This window comes from Komagataeibacter sp. NFXK3, assembly GCF_054182245.1.
The window spans coordinates 14,304-29,836 of the sequence record NZ_JAPIVJ010000012.1 but is presented as its reverse complement, the minus strand read 5'-3'; the positions used below and the strand labels follow the sequence as shown (position 1 = coordinate 29,836).

The following is a 15,533-nucleotide window of genomic DNA, read 5'->3' as shown; positions in this document are numbered from 1 at the left end:
AAATCCGTTTCGGCCCTGACCGGATTCGGGCGCGCGCCGCCCGGACGGCATGGTGGGGCAGGGGTGATCTCAATGGCATCGACCGGCTCTCCTACCCTCCATCCGCGCGTGGTGCTGGCCACATGCTGCCTGAGCCTGCTGCTGGTCATGATGGATGTTACGGTGGTCAATGTCGTGCTGCCCTCCATCCGCGCGCAGATGCATGGCGGCTTTTCCACCCTGCAATGGGTGGTGGATGCCTACACCCTCATGGTGGCCAGCCTCATGCTGCTGGTGGGCACGCTGGCCGACCGGTTCGGGCGGCGGCGGATGTTCCTTGTCGGCATTGCCCTGTTCTGCGCGGGCTCGGCCCTGTGCGGGCTGGCGCGCAGCGTGGAGATGCTGGTGTTCGCCCGCGCGGTGCAGGGGATCGGCGGCTCGATGCTCAACCCGGTGGCGCTGTCGATCCTGACAAGCGTGTATGTCGAGCCACGGGCGCGCGCGCAGGCCATTGGCACATGGGGCGCTACATCGGGTGTCGCGCTGGCGCTGGGGCCGGTTGTGGGCGGCGTGCTGGTGCACTGGGTGGGCTGGCAGGCGGTGTTCTGGGTCAATGTGCCGATCGGGCTGCTCGCCATCGCGCTGACGCTGCGCTTCGTGCCCGAATCCCGCGGCGGGCGCGGGCGCGGCATTGACGCGCCGGGGCAGCTGCTGGCCATCGTGGCGCTGGCCATGATCACCTCGGGGCTGATCGAGGCGCATAATTACGGCTGGTCGTCGCCCGCCATTTCCGGCTTCCTCGGCTTCGGGGCGCTGTCGGTCGCGGGGTTTGTCATTGTCGAGCGCCGGGCCGCAACACCCCTGATCGACCTGCGCTTTTTTGGCGCATGGCCGTTCTCGGGGGCGATCATCATCGCCGTGCTGGCCTTTGCCATGTTCAGCGCCTTCCTGTTCCTCAACACGCTTTACCTGCAGGATGTGCGCGGGCTTGACGCGCTGCATGCCGGGCTGTGCACGCTGCCGTTTGCGGCGGGCTCCATGCTGTGTGCCCCGCTTTCGGGGCGGCTGACGGGGCGGTATGGCGCGCGGCTGCCGCTGCTGCTTTCCGCCATCGGGTTCGGTGCGGGCGCGCTGTTGCTGACAGGGCTGGACGCATCGAGCCCGCTCGGCCTGCTGCTCGCCTCCTACGGTCTGTGCGGGTGCGGGTTTGGCCTGTGCAACGCGCCCATTACCAATGCGGCCATTTCCGGCATGCCGCGGGCGCAGGCGGGGGTGGCGGCGGCCATTGCCTCGACAAGCCGGCAGGTGGGTGCGCTGCTTGGCATAGCGCTTGGGGGCGCCATGAGTGCGTCAAGCGTGCGGGGCGGGGTGGTGGAATGGAGCGCCTTCCCCCAGGCCACCCATGCGGTGTGGTGGAGCATGGTGGTGGGGGCGGGCTGCATCGCGACGCTGGGGCTGGTTTCGACCGGACTCCGCGCGCGGCGGAGCGCCCAGGCGGTCGCGGCGCTGCTTGATTCGGCATGATGCATTATTGATATGCATAATATGCATACCTTGACGGCCATTCCCGACAGCCCGTCGCGCCGGGAAGCGACAAAACCGGCGCTTTCCTGTTTCCGAAACGACGCGCGGCATGTATGATCCCGCCATCCTCTGGCACGAGCGTGCCCATATGCGCGAAAACAGGCGGTAGTGTGGCGCGGCGCGGCGCCAGCGGGCCGCCTGTCTGTTGCGTGTGTCTACGCTGCGTGCTAGAGCCGCGCCAGCAGCGCACGGGGCCTCGGTTTCCGGGCAGGCGGCTTGTGTTTGAATCAAGATTCTGGATTGGAAAAGCGGACAGTGGATTCGGGTGGAACGACCTCAATACCGATCGCCTCCATTGCCAATGGCCTTCCCGGTCGTTACGCGACGGCGCTCTATGAGCTTGCGGCTGAACGCCAGCAGCTTGATCCTGTTCTGGAGCAGGCCACGGCCCTTGCCAGCCTGATTGACGGCAGCGCCGACCTGCGCACCGCCCTTGCGGACCGCACGCTCGACCTGCGCGACAGCGCGCGCGCTGTCGATGCCGTGCTGGCCGCCGAGGGGTTCAGCCCCCTCATGCGTGATTTTGTTGGCGTGGTGGCGCATAACCGCCGCCTTCCGCGCCTGCGTGAGATTCTTGCCGCGCTGGCGGCTATCGCTGCGGCCCGGCGCGGGGAAGTGGTGGCGGATGTCGTATCCGCCCACCCCCTGACCGACCTGCAGCGTGTCCAGCTTCGCAGCCGCCTTGCCGAGGCCGGCTATTCCAAAGTCAATATCCAGGAGCGTGTTGACGCGGCCCTGCTGGGCGGTCTGGTCGTGCGCGTAGGCGCCCGCCTGTATGACACCAGTCTCAGATCCCGCCTTACCCGCCTGCACCATGCCATGAAGGGAGCCGCGTGATGGAAATCCGCCCCTCCGAGATTTCGGATATCCTCAAGCAGCAGATCGCTACGTTCGACAAGGCCGCTGACGTTGCCGAGACAGGGACCATCCTGTCGGTTGGCGACGGCATTGCCCGTGTCTACGGCCTGCAGAATGTTGAAGCCGGCGAAATGCTGGACTTCCCCGCCAGCGGCCAGAAGGGCATGGCGCTCAACCTCGAGAATGACAATGTCGGTGTTGTCATCTTCGGTGATGACAGCGCAATGCGTGAAGGCGACACCGTCGCCCGCACCGGCAAGGTGGTTGAAGTGCCCACCGGCAAGGCGCTGCTCGGCCGCGTGGTCGATGGCCTCGGCAACCCGATCGACGGCAAGGGTCCGCTCGTGGGTGAAGTCATCAGTAAGCGCGCGGAAATCAAGGCGCCCGGCATCATGCCGCGCCAGTCCGTCAGCGAGCCGATGCAGACCGGCATCAAGGCGATCGACGCGCTCGTGCCCATCGGGCGTGGCCAGCGCGAGCTGATCATCGGTGACCGCCAGACCGGCAAGACCGCCATCCTGATCGACACCATCGTCAACCAGAAGAGCGTCAACGCGCTGGGTGACGAGAGCAAGTCGCTCTACTGCATCTATGTCGCCATCGGGCAGAAGCGCTCGACCGTGGCGCAGCTGGTGCGCACGCTGGAGGAGACCGGCGCGATGGAATATTCCATCGTCGTGGCCGCCACCGCGTCCGACCCGGCGCCGATGCAGTACCTGGCGCCGTATGCCGCCTGCTCCATGGGCGAATACTTCCGCGATAACGGCATGCATGCCCTGATCGTGTATGATGACCTGTCCAAGCAGGCCGTTGCCTACCGCCAGATGTCGCTGCTGCTGCGCCGCCCGCCGGGCCGCGAAGCTTACCCCGGTGACGTGTTCTACCTGCATTCGCGCCTGCTCGAGCGTGCGGCCAAGATGTCCGACAAGTTCGGCGCGGGCTCGCTGACTGCCCTGCCGGTGATCGAGACGCAGGCCGGTGACGTGTCCGCCTATATCCCGACCAACGTGATCTCCATCACCGATGGCCAGGTCTTCCTTGAAACCGACCTGTTCTACCGTGGCATCCGCCCCGCCGTGAACGTGGGTGGTTCCGTGTCCCGCGTGGGTTCGGCCGCCCAGATCAAGGCGATGAAGCAGGTTGCGGGCAAGATCAAGCTCGAGCTGGCGCAGTATCGTGAAATGGCGGCGTTCTCGCAGTTCGCCTCCGACCTCGATCCCGCGACCCAGAAGCAGCTGGCCCGTGGCGCACGCCTTGTCGAGCTGCTCAAGCAGCCCGAAACCTCGCCGCTGTCGGTCGAGGAGCAGGTTGTGGTGCTTTACGCAGGCACGCGTGGCTATATCGATGCCGTGCCGGTGGCCGAAGTGACCAGCTACGAGAAGCGCCTGCTCGACGATGTTCGCACATCGGGCAAGGATATCCTGGAATCGATCCGGACCCAGCGCCAGCTGACGAAGGACATCGAAAGCCGCCTGAACGATTTCCTGACGACATTCGGCCGTCAGTTCGCCAACTGAGGAAGATCGGGCAACCATGGCTTCCCTGAAGGACCTGCGCGCACGGATCGGTAGCGTCAAGTCGACGCGAAAGATCACCAGCGCAATGAAGATGGTGGCAGCGGCCAAGCTGCGTCGGGCTGAAACCCGCGCAGCCGCCGCCCGGCCCTATGCCGATGCAATGCGCCGCATGCTGGCCGAAGTGGCCCGCAGCGTGGCGGGCGAAGGCGGACAGCCCGCGCTGCTGACCGGAACGGGGCAGGACAAGGTGCACCTGCTGGTGCCCATGTCCAGCGACCGTGGTCTGGCCGGTGCATTCAACTCCAACATCAACCGCACGACCCGCAACCTGGTGCTCAAGCTCCAGGCCGAGGGCAAGACCGTCAAGATCCTGCCGGTGGGCCGCAAGACATACGACTTCCTGTCGCGTGATTTTTCGGACCTGATCATCGACCACCGCCATCTGGCGGCGGGCAAGGAGATTCCGTTCTCCGCCGCGGCTGAGCTCGGTGAGCAGATCTCATCCCTGCTCGAAAAGGGCGAGTTTGACGTCTGCACGCTGGTGTACAACCAGTTCCGCAACGTCATGACCCAGACGCCGACGGAAATGCAGCTGATTCCGCTCGCCCTGCCGGACAACGACAATGCGGACGGTGCACAGGTCGCGGCTTATGAATTCGAGCCCGATGAGGGCACGCTGCTGTCGAGCCTCCTGCCGCGCAACCTGCAGGTGCAGATCTATGCCACGATGCTGGAAACGGCGGCGGGCGAGAACGGCGCGCGGATGACGGCCATGGATAACGCGACGCGTAACGCTGGCAAGGCCATCGATCGTCTGACGCTCAAGTACAACCGTACGCGCCAGACCAACATCACCAATGAACTCATCGAGATCATCTCGGGCGCCCAGGCTGTCTGAGGATCGATCGTCACGCTCACAGGAGCTGTCCCATGTCGGAAACCACAACTCAAGAGGCTCCTGTCTCCACGCAGGCGCCCACAAGCAATGTCGTCGGTCGCGTGACCCAGGTCCGCGGCGCCGTTGTTGACGTCCAGTTCGAGGGTACGCTGCCGCATATCCTCGAAGCGCTGCACGTTCAGCTCAATGGCCAGACCCTGGTGCTCGAAGTGGCGCAGGAAATCGGCGAACATGAAGTCCGCTGCATTGCCATGGACACCACCGATGGCCTGACCCGCGGCGCGGAAGTGGCCGCCACCGGCAGCCAGATCACCGTGCCGGTCGGTCCGGGCACGCTTGGCCGTATCCTCAACGTCATCGGCGAGCCGATCGACGACCGTGGCCCGGTGAAGTGCGAAGGGCGTGCGCCCATCCATCGCGCCGCCCCTGCCTTTGACGAGCAGGCCGCCGCCACCGAGATCCTGCCCACGGGCATCAAGGTTGTCGATCTGCTCTGCCCCTACCTCAAGGGCGGCAAGGTCGGCCTGTTCGGTGGCGCAGGCGTGGGCAAGACCGTCATCATCCAGGAACTGATCAACAACATCGCCAAGGCGCATGGCGGCGTGTCGGTCTTTGCCGGTGTGGGTGAACGTACCCGTGAAGGTAACGACCTGTATTACGAAATGCAGGACGCGAACGTCATCAAGCTCGATGGCGACTCGACCGAAGGCTCCAAGGTGGCGCTGGTCTATGGCCAGATGAACGAGCCGCCGGGGGCCCGTGCCCGCGTGGCGCTGTCCGGTGTTACGGTTGCGGAATACTTCCGCGACGTTGAAGGCCAGGACGTGCTGTTCTTCGTGGACAACATCTTCCGCTTCACGCAGGCTGGTGCCGAAGTGTCCGCGCTGCTGGGCCGCATTCCCTCCGCCGTGGGTTACCAGCCCACGCTGGCAACGGAAATGGGTGCCCTGCAGGAGCGCATCACCTCCACCAAGAAGGGTTCGATCACCTCGGTGCAGGCCGTTTACGTGCCGGCCGATGACCTGACCGATCCGGCGCCTGCCGCGACCTTCGCCCATCTTGACGCGACCACGGTGCTGAACCGCTCCATCGCGGAAATGGGCATCTACCCGGCCGTTGATCCGCTGGACTCCACCTCGCGTTCGCTTGATCCCAAGATCGTGGGTGACGAGCACTACCAGGTGGCGCGTGACGTGCAGCGCATCTTGCAGACCTACAAGTCCCTGCAGGACATCATCGCTATTCTCGGCATGGATGAACTGTCGGAAGACGACAAGCTGGTCGTGGCCCGCGCTCGTCGCATCCAGCGCTTCCTGTCCCAGCCGTTCCACGTGGCCGAAGTGTTCACGGGTGCGCCCGGCAAGCTGGTCTCGCTGGAAGACACGGTGCGTTCGTTCAAGGCGATCGTGGCGGGTGAATACGATCACCTTCCCGAAGGGGCTTTCTACATGGTCGGTGCGATCGAGGAAGCGGTGGCCAAGGCCGAGAAAATGAAGGAATCGGCCTGAACCCCGGCCCCTGACGCAAGGAAAATAGACCATGTCCATTAAGGTCAAGATTGTCAGCCCGGAGAAAGTCCTGTTCGCGCATGACGCTGATATGGCTGTCATGCCGGGGGCGGAAGGCGACATCGCGGCCATGCCCGATCATGCCCCGCTCATGCTGACGCTGCGCGGTGGCGTGGTTGATATCTATGAGGGCGATGTGGTGACGCATCGCTTCTTCGTGGCGGGCGGCTTTGCCGATATCGCGCCAAGCCACTGCACCATCCTTGCCGACCGGGCCACCAAGCTCGAAGACCTGTCGGTCGACGATGCGGAAGCCCGCCTGGCGGGTCTGGAAAAATCCTATGAGGAAGCGGACAAGATGAACGTGCCCGCGCTTGATATCCTCATGGGCAAGATGCAGTCGGCCCGGGCCGAGATCGAGGCGGCGCAGTCTGCCATTCCGGGCATGTCGCTCTGATACTAGCCAGCCTGCATCCGCTTCCTGCATTGGGGGCGGATGTATAGCCGGACATGAAAAGCGCCCTTACGGGGCGCTTTTTTTATGGATAGAAGTTTTTGGTGAAGCTTTTTTCAAAAAGCTTCGAAAAGAATGCCGCCTTTTTGAAAAAAGGCGGCATCCAAAACTTTTATTTTTATAAAACAGATATTTAGCCGCGCCCGCGGTAGCCGGGCACGTCCTGTGCCGGGATCCACACGCCTTCCGGCGGCGTGCCGGTCTGCCAGAACACATCAATGGGCATGCCGCCGCGCGGGTACCAGTAGGCCCCGATGCGCAGCCACACCGGCTTGAGCAGATCGACGAGCGTTGTGGCGATCTGCATCGAGCACCGCTCATGGAAGGCGCCGTGGTTGCGGAAACTGGTCAGGAACAGCTTGAGTGACTTGCTCTCCACGATCCACTCATCAGGAATGTAGTCGATCACGATATGGGCGAAATCGGGCTGCCCCGTGACCGGGCACAGCGAGGTGAATTCGGGTGCCGTAAAACGCACCACGTAGCGCCGCCCGCGGTCGGGGGCGGGCACGCGTTCAAGCCGCGCTTCCTCGGGGCTTGCGGGCTGGGCGCTGTTCTGGCCGAGCTGCGTCAGGAACTGGCTGCCATCATCTTGAGTAGGATTGGAGGTCATGGGCGGGTCCGTCCGCAATGAAAAAAAGGGATAGGGGGCTGATGCCGCAAGGCGTTGGGGGGCGTCAATGGAAATGCGGGGAGGGGACATGCGGTTTTCCCCGCTTCCGCAACCCGGTGCTGGCATGATAACTGCACGGAATGGCACGTGTATCCCGACCCGAATTTCCCGCTCCTGTGCTGGTTACCACCACGGCGGCGCTTGAGGCTGTAACCGCGCGACTGCGCCAGGAGCCGTTTGTAACAATTGACACGGAATTCGTGCGCGAGCGCACGTACTGGCCGGAGCTGTGCCTTGTGCAGCTGGCGGGCGAGAACGAGGTGGTGGTGATCGACACGATCGCCCCCGGCATTGACCTGTCCAGCCTTGGCGAACTGCTTGATGATGCATCTGTGGTGAAGGTCTTTCACGCAGCAAGGCAGGATCTCGAAATCTTCCTGCACCTGTTCGACCGCCTGCCCGCCGCCCTGTTCGACACGCAGGTGGCGGCCATGGTGGCAGGCTATGGCGACCAGGTGGGGTATGACAATCTCGTCTCGTCGCTGCTTGGCGTGCAGATCGACAAGTCGCATCGCTTTTCCGACTGGTCGGCGCGCCCGCTTTCGCCTGCCCAGATCGGCTATGCGGCGGCTGACGTGACCTATCTGCGGCTGGTTTACGGCAAGCTGCTGGCCCAGCTCGAGCGCGAGGGCCGGCTGGACTGGGTCGCAGCCGAGCTGGACATCCTGAACAATCCCGCCACCTTCCGCCCCGACCCGCTGACTTTGTGGGAGAAGATGCGCCCGCGCACCAATAACCGGCGCATGCTGGGCATCCTGCGGGCCGTCGCGGCCTGGCGCGAGGGCGAGGCCCAGCGCGTCAACGTGCCGCGCCAGCGCCTGCTCAAGGATGAAAGCCTGATGGAAATCGCGGCCACGGCGCCCGATACGGTCGATGCGCTGGCCCGCGTGCGCGGCGTGTCGCGCGGGTTTGCCGAGGGGCGCAGCGGGCAATCCCTGCTCGAGGCGGTGACCGAAGCGCAGGCCGTGCCGGAAGCCGACCTGCCGCGCCTGCCCAAGGGGCGGGGCAAGGATGCGCCGCGTCCCTCGGCCGCGCTGATCGCCCTGCTCAAGGTGCTGCTCGCCACCTGCTGCGAGGCCCATCGCGTGGCCCCGAAACTTGTGGCGTCGTCAGAGGATCTTGACCGTTTCGCGCTTGATGACGCGGCGGATATCCCCGCTTTCCACGGCTGGCGCAATACGGTGTTTGGCAAGCTTGCGCGTGAACTCAAGGCAGGCAGGCTGACCATGGGGGTCGAGGATGGCAAGGTTAAACTGATCCACGACTGAGCTCGTAGGGGGTTCATGCGGTTTTACATGGGTTGCAAACAGGTTATGGGCAGAACTGTCCACAAGATTCTGTCATTCTGCGGTTGAGATAGATGGCAGATGCGCCTAGTTTCGCTCCATTCCGCGTAAGGAGTGCAGAACGATGGCGATGGAATGGACAGAGGAGACGATCGCGCGGCTGCGTGATCTGTGGCAGCAGGGATTATCGACCGCCGAAATCGGCCGCCAGTTATCTGTTACCAAGAATGCCGTTGTAGGCAAGGCGCATCGCCTTGGCCTCAAGCCCCGCCCATCGCCCATCCGTCGTGCCGCCAAGGCCACGCCGCCTGCCGATGCCGCCACCCAGGCCGCCCCGGTTGCGCCGCCAGCCGCCGTGGCTCCCAAAAAGGAAGCGGCGCCCGCGCCCGTGGTGGCCGCAGCGCCCGCGCCTGAAAAGGCCCCCGCGCCGGTAAAGGCGACTGTCGCGGCCCCCGAGCCGAAAGTCGCTGCCCCGGCTCCCGTAGCCGAACCGGCGCCCGAAGCACCCGCCGCCCGTCCGGCCCGCGCGCCGGCCCGTGCCGCCCGTTCCGCGCTGCGCCCCGTAAGCGAGCCACGCCGCCGCAGCAGCCAGTCCTGCTGCTGGCCGCTTGGCGACCCGGGCACGCCGGGCTTTCACTTCTGTGGGGCAACGCCGCTGCCGGGCAAGCCGTACTGTGCCGAACACGCGCAGCTTGCCTATGTAAAGCTGCGCAGCGACCGGCGCGATAACGTGGCCTGATCCCTGACGGGAGAGGGCCGCTACGCAGGTCAGTGCAAAAAAAACGCCAGGGCATTGCTGCCACTGGCGTTTTTTGTATCCGCCCGGCGGGCCCGGGCGGAAGCGTGCCTCAGCCCGCGCTAGCCGGGCGCGGGGCCGCAGGCTGGGCTGCCGGGGCAGGTGCTGCCTGCGGGGCGGCGGGGGTCGTGATCATTTCCAGCTGGCCGGTGACCTGGCCGCCATCTTCCACCTTCAGGCGGCGGCACTTGGCCTTGCCGAGCAGGCGGCCGGTGGAGCGGATGGTCAGGCTGCCGCGCACGGTCAGCGTGCCATCGATGGTGCCCGCGAGTTCCGCGTCCTCAACCTCGACTTCACCCTTGAACACGCCGCCCTGTGCGATCTGCAGCTCGGATGCATTGATCAGCGAGGATTCGACCGTGCCTTCCACCACCAGGCGCTCGGCATCCTGGATGGTGCCCTGCACGCTGATGCCACGCCCGACCACCAGGGTGCGGCGCTCATTTTCCTTTTTGACGGGTGCTGCAGCGCCCGGTGCACCGGGGCGTGCGCCACCCGGCGCGGATGAGGGGGAAGGCGTGGGCGGGAAGGGCGGACGGGCCATGGATGTATTTTCCTTGCTGGCAGAGGGAGAAGAAGGAGAAGTGCCACCGCCCATGACCGGGCGGCCCGGCTGCTGCGCGGGGGACGGAGTGGGGGCGGGTGGCTTGGTGTCTGCTGGCTTGCGTCGTTTAAACAATATTACCCCGCTTGGTTAGATGCTGCATCGGAGCGCACGAACGCCCCAGAACGAAAAAGAACGCTTCTCGGGCTGGTTGCAGGCCGCAGCCCCCTATACCCGGTTATACGCCCCCCAAACCTGTCGACAAGGGCGTTAAGGAGCCGGAAGAGGCATAAAAAACTTCATGCATTGCGCCATTTACCCGCCAATGATAGCGAAGGGCGACTTTGGCCTGAAAAAATGGGTTATTTCGTGGCGCACCTGCGCCTTGCCTGCATATTGGGCCTGATCAGCGATGGGAGTGACACAGGATATGGAAAATTCGGGACAGGCGGCAGAATGCCGGTTTGACCTGCTGGGCATCGGCAATGCGATCGTCGATGTGCTGGCACCGGTGGAAGCTGCCTTCCCGGAGCGCAACGGCATGACGCCGGGCGGCATGATGCTGATCGACGCCGCCCGCGCCGAGGCGCTGTACGGCCAGATCAGGCGCGAGAAGGAAATGGGCGGCGGCTCGGCGGCCAATACCTGCGTTGTCGCCTCCAACATGGGCGCGCGCGTGGCCTATCTGGGCAAGGTGGCCGATGACGTGCCGGGCCAGGCCTTCGCGACCGACATGCAGGCGGCGGGCGTGTATTTCCCCTCATCGCCGCTGCAGGGCGATGCGGGCACGGCCCACCCCACCGCGCGCTGCATCATCCTGGTCACGCCCGATGGCCAGCGCACCATGAACACCTATCTGGGTGCGTGCGTGAATTTCGGCCCCGAAGACGTGCTGGCCGACGTGGTCCAGTCCGCCAAGGTCACCTACATGGAAGGCTACCTGTTCGACCCGCCAGCGGCACAGGAAGCCTTTCGCACCGCTGCCCGCATTGCCCATGAGGCAGGCCGCAAGGTGGCGCTCTCACTGTCCGACAAATTCTGTGTCGACCGCCACCGCGCGGCGTTCCTTGACCTCGTGCGCGGGCATATCGACATCCTGTTCGCCAATGAGGACGAGATCTGCGCGCTGTACCAGACCGCCGATTTCGACCATGCTGCCCGCCTTGTCGCAGCCGATACGCATTTTGCCGTGCTGACCCGGTCGGAGAAGGGCAGCGTCATCATCCAGGACCAGCAGCGCATCGTCATCGACAGCGTGCGCACGCAGGTGATCGACACCACCGGCGCGGGCGACGCCTATGCCGCGGGCTTCCTTGCCGGCTGGACATCGGACCGCACGCTTGCCGAATGCGGACGGCTGGGCAGTGTCGCCGCCTCGGAAGTGATTTCGCATTACGGCGCGCGCCCGCTCATGAACATGCGCCAGGACATGGATTTCTGACCTGAAGGGCAGGAGGCCGGGCGTTTGACAGGGTTGTGCGCGAAGTTTCGCGTGCAATCCGCGCCAGTCCGCTTTATCTACGCAGCCAGCAGCCAATCATTCCGCCGCCGCACGCACGGGTGTCGCCCGCATGTGCCGCCGCGCACCCGTATGGCGTAACGCCAAGGAAAGTCAGGTCAAGAGCACTTATGGATATCCGCAATATCGCCATTATCGCGCACGTCGATCATGGCAAGACCACACTGGTCGACCAGCTTCTCAAACAGTCCGGTTCCTTCCGTGACAACCAGCACGTTGCCGAACGCGCCATGGACAGCAACGACCTCGAGCGCGAGCGTGGCATCACCATTCTTGCCAAGTGCACGTCGGTGGTGTGGAAAGATACCCGCATCAACATCATCGACACCCCGGGCCATGCCGATTTTGGCGGCGAGGTCGAGCGTATCCTGAGCATGGTCGATGGCGCTATCGTGCTCGTCGATTCCGCTGAAGGCGCTCTGCCCCAGACCAAGTTCGTGGTGGGCAAGGCGCTTGCGCGCGGCCTGAAGCCGATCGTGGTCGTGAACAAGATCGACCGTGGCGATGCCCGCCCCGATGAAGTGCATAACGAGATCTTCGACCTGTTCGCGGCCCTTGGCGCCAATGACGAGCAGCTCGACTTCCCCATGCTCTACGCCTCGGGCCGCCAGGGCTGGGCCGATACCGAGATCGATGGTCCGCGCAAGGACCTCTCGCCCATGTTCGACCTGATCCTGAGCCACGTGCCGGCGCCGAAGGTCAACAAGGACGCGCCGTTCGCGATGGTCGCCACCATCTTGGAGAACGACAACTTCCTTGGCCGCGTGCTGACCGGCCGCGTCGAGCAGGGTGTGGCGAAGATGAACATGCCCGTGCATGTGCTGCGCCCCGATGGCTCGGTGGTCGAGACCGGTCGCCTGACCAAGCTGCTCTCCTTCCGTGGCCTTGACCGCGTGCCGGTGGAAGAAGTGGAAGCAGGCGACATCGTGGCCGTGGCCGGCCTGTCGGAAGCGACGATTCCCGAGACGATCGCAGCCCTTGAAGTCAAGGAGCCGCTGCCCTCCACCCCGGTTGATCCGCCGACGCTGTCCATGACCTTCCGCCTCAACGATGGCCCGCTGGGCGGCCGCGAAGGCAAGAAGGTCACCTCGCGCCAGATCCGTGACCGCCTGTTCAAGGAAACGGAAGGCAACATCGCCATCCGCGTGTCCGAGAGCCCCGAGAGCGAGGCCTTCGAGGTCGCGGGCCGTGGCGAACTCCAGCTGGGCGTGCTGATCGAGCAGATGCGCCGCGAAGGCTTCGAGCTGACCATCGGCCGCCCCCGCGTGCTGTTCCGCACCAATGAGGAAACCGGCGAGCGCGAAGAGCCGTTCGAGGAAGTCCTGATCGACGTGGACGAGCCGTATTCCGGCGTCGTGGTCGAGAAGATGGCGCTGCGCAAGGGCATCATGCAGGACATGCAGCCTTCGGGCGGTGGCAAGGTGCGCCTGAGCTTCCTCATCCCCTCGCGCGGGCTGATCGGCTATCATGGCGAATTCCTGACCGACACGCGCGGCTCGGGCATCATGAACCGCCTGTTCCACGGCTATCAGCCCTATGTCGGGCCGATTGCAGGCCGTCGCAACGGTTCGCTCATCTCGTCGGAAGACGGGGCGACCACGCAGTATTCGCTATTCTCGCTGCAGGACCGTGGCACGCTGTTCGTCGATGCGGGCGAGAAGGTTTACGTGGGCATGATCATCGGCGAGCATTCGCGCGAGAATGACCTTGAAGTGAACCCGGTGCGTGAAAAGAAGCTGACCAACATCCGTGCCGCCGGCAAGGACGAGGCCCTGCTGCTGATCCCGCCGCGCAAGATGAACCTCGAGCAGGCGATCGCCTATATCGAGGATGACGAACTTGTCGAGGTGACGCCGTCCGCCGTGCGCATCCGCAAGCGCTACCTCGACCCGCACGAGCGCAAGAAGCGCGAGCGTTCGGGCTCGGTTGACTGATTTCTGCTCTCGCGCGAGGGTGGCTGCAATCTTTAGTTACGTTTCAGTTCTTGAGATTGCGGTCACCTTGCGGCAGAAGTGAGAACATATCTATAAATTTAAGAATTTTAATTCAGGACGGCTTTCCTGCTTCATGTTAGAGCAGGGAAGCCAGACCGGCTGGCACGATTCGTCAGCCCATTGGCGTATTGGGACATACAGTCCTGAGTCCTGGAGTATTTTTATATGATCGTTTCCACCCGTCGTTTCCTGGCTGCCCTGTCCGCTGTTGCCGTCATGGGCGTTGCAGCACCTGTCATGGCGCAGACCGCCGAGCCGACCACCCCGGCCGTTTCCGCGCCGCAGCACGTGCCTGACGCAGCCGACGGCGCGGCTCCGGCTGAAGCTGGTGCGAAGAAGAAGCATCACGGTGGCCGCCATCACAATGGCACGCACCATCATGGTGCCAAGAAGGACGCGGCGGCTCCGGCTGCTGCTGCCCCGGCCGCCCAGTAATTCCCGCACGCCCGTAACCGGTTCCCCCGTGGGGCCGGTTACGGCTGCACGAAAAAAGCCCGGCTCATGCCGGGCTTTTTTTTGCGCAAAATCCGGGGGCGCCGCCTTGTTGCACAAAGGCGGCGCCCTGCCTGGAAGGGCAGCCCGGCTTCAGGCCGTGGCGTAGCGGTCGATCGACAGGTCGAGACAGGGGATCTCGGTGCGCTTGTTGCTCATGCGGTCGGCCAGCACGCGGCCCGAGCCGCAGGCCATGGTCCAGCCCAGCGTGCCGTGGCCGGTATTGAGCCACAGATTGGCAAAGCGCCCCGCAGGCCCAATGACCGGCGTGCCATCAGGCGTGCTCGGGCGCAGTCCGGTCCAGTAAGCGCCCTGCGACAGGTCGCCACCCGCGCCAAACAGTTCGCTGAACGAAAGCTCGAGCAGTTCGCGCCGGTCGCGGCTCAGGCGCAGGTTGTAGCCCGTCAGTTCCGCCGTGCCGCCAATGCGGATCCGCTCACCCAGCCGCGTGATCGAGACCTTGTGGGTCGCGTCATTGACGGTGGAAACCGGTGCGCGGGCGGGATCGGTGACCGGCAGCGTCAGCGAATAGCCCTTGGTGGGGTAAACCGGCAGCCTGATGCCCAGCGGGCGCAGCAGCAGCGGGGAATAGCTGCCCATCGACACCACATAGGCATCCGCCGTCATGCGGCCCATGGAGGTGCGCACGCCAAGAATGTCGGTGGCCGAGGCATCGAGGGCCTCGATATTGGTCTCGTAATGGAAGGTGACGCCAAGCTCCTCTTCCGCCTTCTGGGCCAGGCGTGCGGTGAACATGTGGCAGTCGCCCGATTCATCGCCGGGGAGGCGCAGCCCGCCCTGGAACAGGTGGCGGTTTTCCATCAGGCCCGGCTCGTGGCGGGCGATGTCATCGGGGCTGAGGAACTCGTGGGCAATGCCCGCAAGGTCGAGTAGCTTCATGTCGCGGGCGGCGGCATCGACCTGCTTTTGCGTGCGGAAAAGCTGGATCAGGCCACGCTGCTCGTCATCATAGGTGATGCCGGTATCGCGGCGCAGGGCATCAAGGCAGTCGCGGCTGTAGGTTGCGATGCGCAGCATGCGGGACTTGTTGACATCGTAGTCATGCGCGTTGCAGTTGGCCAGAAGCTGCTCGAGCCAGCGCATCATGGCGAAGTCGAGACGCGGGCGCACCACGATGGGCGCGTGCGGCCCGGCCATCCAGCGCAGTACCTTGAGCGGCAGAGCGGGCTCGGCCCAGGGGGAGGAGAACCCCGGCGAGATCTGGCCCGCATTGGCAAACGAGGTTTCCATCGCGGCGGCGGGCTGGCGGTCAATGACCGTGACCTCGTGGCCTTCCTTGGCGAGATACCATGCCGCCGTCACGCCAACCACGCCCGCGCCCAGAACGATAACTTTCACGGTCTGTCCCTT

At 64.5% G+C, this 15,533-nt stretch carries 14 protein-coding genes; 11 read left to right on the top strand and 3 right to left on the bottom strand.

The annotated features are described in order from the left end of the window. Positions 1-72 precede the first annotated feature (72 nt). From OQZ28_RS12870 to atpC, 6 genes are all read left to right on the top strand, one after another. Positions 73-1,503 (top strand): MFS transporter, encoded by a 1,431-nt coding sequence (locus OQZ28_RS12870; protein ID WP_458136358.1) that lies wholly within the window; start codon positions 73-75, stop codon positions 1,501-1,503. 300 nt (positions 1,504-1,803) lie between these two features. Next, complete coding sequence (gene atpH, locus OQZ28_RS12865) at positions 1,804-2,400, top strand: ATP synthase F1 subunit delta (protein WP_130731415.1); 597 nt, start codon at positions 1,804-1,806, stop codon at positions 2,398-2,400. Further along, a complete protein-coding gene (gene atpA, locus OQZ28_RS12860; protein ID WP_061275671.1) occupies positions 2,400-3,938 on the top strand; it encodes a F0F1 ATP synthase subunit alpha in 1,539 nt (512 codons plus the stop codon). The genes atpH and atpA overlap by 1 nt, the downstream gene beginning before the upstream one ends. Before the next feature lie 16 nt (positions 3,939-3,954). Next, entirely contained in the window at positions 3,955-4,836 is an 882-nt protein-coding gene (locus OQZ28_RS12855; RefSeq protein WP_130731416.1) for a F0F1 ATP synthase subunit gamma, read from the top strand. 32 nt (positions 4,837-4,868) lie between these two features. Continuing rightward, positions 4,869-6,344 (top strand): F0F1 ATP synthase subunit beta, encoded by a 1,476-nt coding sequence (gene atpD, locus OQZ28_RS12850; RefSeq protein WP_458136357.1) that lies wholly within the window; start codon positions 4,869-4,871, stop codon positions 6,342-6,344. Positions 6,345-6,375: 31 nt separating this feature from the next. Then, positions 6,376-6,801 carry an ATP synthase F1 subunit epsilon gene (atpC, locus tag OQZ28_RS12845; protein WP_110567990.1) on the top strand — a complete coding sequence of 142 codons (426 nt, stop codon included), beginning with the start codon at positions 6,376-6,378 and terminating at the stop codon, positions 6,799-6,801. A gap of 190 nt (positions 6,802-6,991) precedes the next feature. Here the strand turns inward: atpC and queF are convergent, their stop codons facing one another. Further along, positions 6,992-7,471 (bottom strand): preQ(1) synthase, encoded by a 480-nt coding sequence (gene queF / locus OQZ28_RS12840; RefSeq protein WP_130731418.1) that lies wholly within the window; start codon positions 7,469-7,471, stop codon positions 6,992-6,994. 140 nt (positions 7,472-7,611) lie between these two features. Between queF and rnd the strand changes: the two genes are divergently transcribed. Both rnd and OQZ28_RS12830 read left to right on the top strand, forming a co-directional pair. After that, complete coding sequence (rnd, locus tag OQZ28_RS12835) at positions 7,612-8,799, top strand: ribonuclease D (RefSeq protein WP_130731419.1); 1,188 nt, start codon at positions 7,612-7,614, stop codon at positions 8,797-8,799. A 142-nt stretch (positions 8,800-8,941) separates the two neighbouring features. Further along, positions 8,942-9,556 (top strand): GcrA family cell cycle regulator, encoded by a 615-nt coding sequence (locus OQZ28_RS12830; RefSeq protein WP_458136356.1) that lies wholly within the window; start codon positions 8,942-8,944, stop codon positions 9,554-9,556. Between the two features lie 109 nt (positions 9,557-9,665). On the opposite strand, the gene OQZ28_RS12825 is transcribed toward OQZ28_RS12830, so the two are convergent. Then, positions 9,666-10,157 (bottom strand): bactofilin family protein, encoded by a 492-nt coding sequence (locus OQZ28_RS12825; RefSeq protein ID WP_130731421.1) that lies wholly within the window; start codon positions 10,155-10,157, stop codon positions 9,666-9,668. Between the two features lie 430 nt (positions 10,158-10,587). Here OQZ28_RS12825 and OQZ28_RS12820 point away from each other — a divergent pair, with 430 nt between their 5' ends. From OQZ28_RS12820 to OQZ28_RS12810, 3 genes are all read left to right on the top strand, one after another. After that, complete coding sequence (locus OQZ28_RS12820) at positions 10,588-11,598, top strand: adenosine kinase (protein WP_130731422.1); 1,011 nt, start codon at positions 10,588-10,590, stop codon at positions 11,596-11,598. Between the two features lie 188 nt (positions 11,599-11,786). After that, positions 11,787-13,610 (top strand): translational GTPase TypA, encoded by a 1,824-nt coding sequence (typA, locus tag OQZ28_RS12815; RefSeq protein ID WP_130731423.1) that lies wholly within the window; start codon positions 11,787-11,789, stop codon positions 13,608-13,610. A gap of 225 nt (positions 13,611-13,835) precedes the next feature. Further along, the gene (locus tag OQZ28_RS12810; RefSeq protein ID WP_130731424.1) at positions 13,836-14,105 is read left to right on the top strand and encodes a hypothetical protein; all 270 of its coding nucleotides are present in this window, start codon (positions 13,836-13,838) and stop codon (positions 14,103-14,105) included. A gap of 150 nt (positions 14,106-14,255) precedes the next feature. Here OQZ28_RS12810 and OQZ28_RS12805 read toward each other — a convergent pair whose 3' ends face one another. Next, complete coding sequence (locus OQZ28_RS12805; protein WP_130731425.1) at positions 14,256-15,521, bottom strand: D-amino acid dehydrogenase; 1,266 nt, start codon at positions 15,519-15,521, stop codon at positions 14,256-14,258. Between the last annotated feature and the right edge of the window lie 12 nt (positions 15,522-15,533).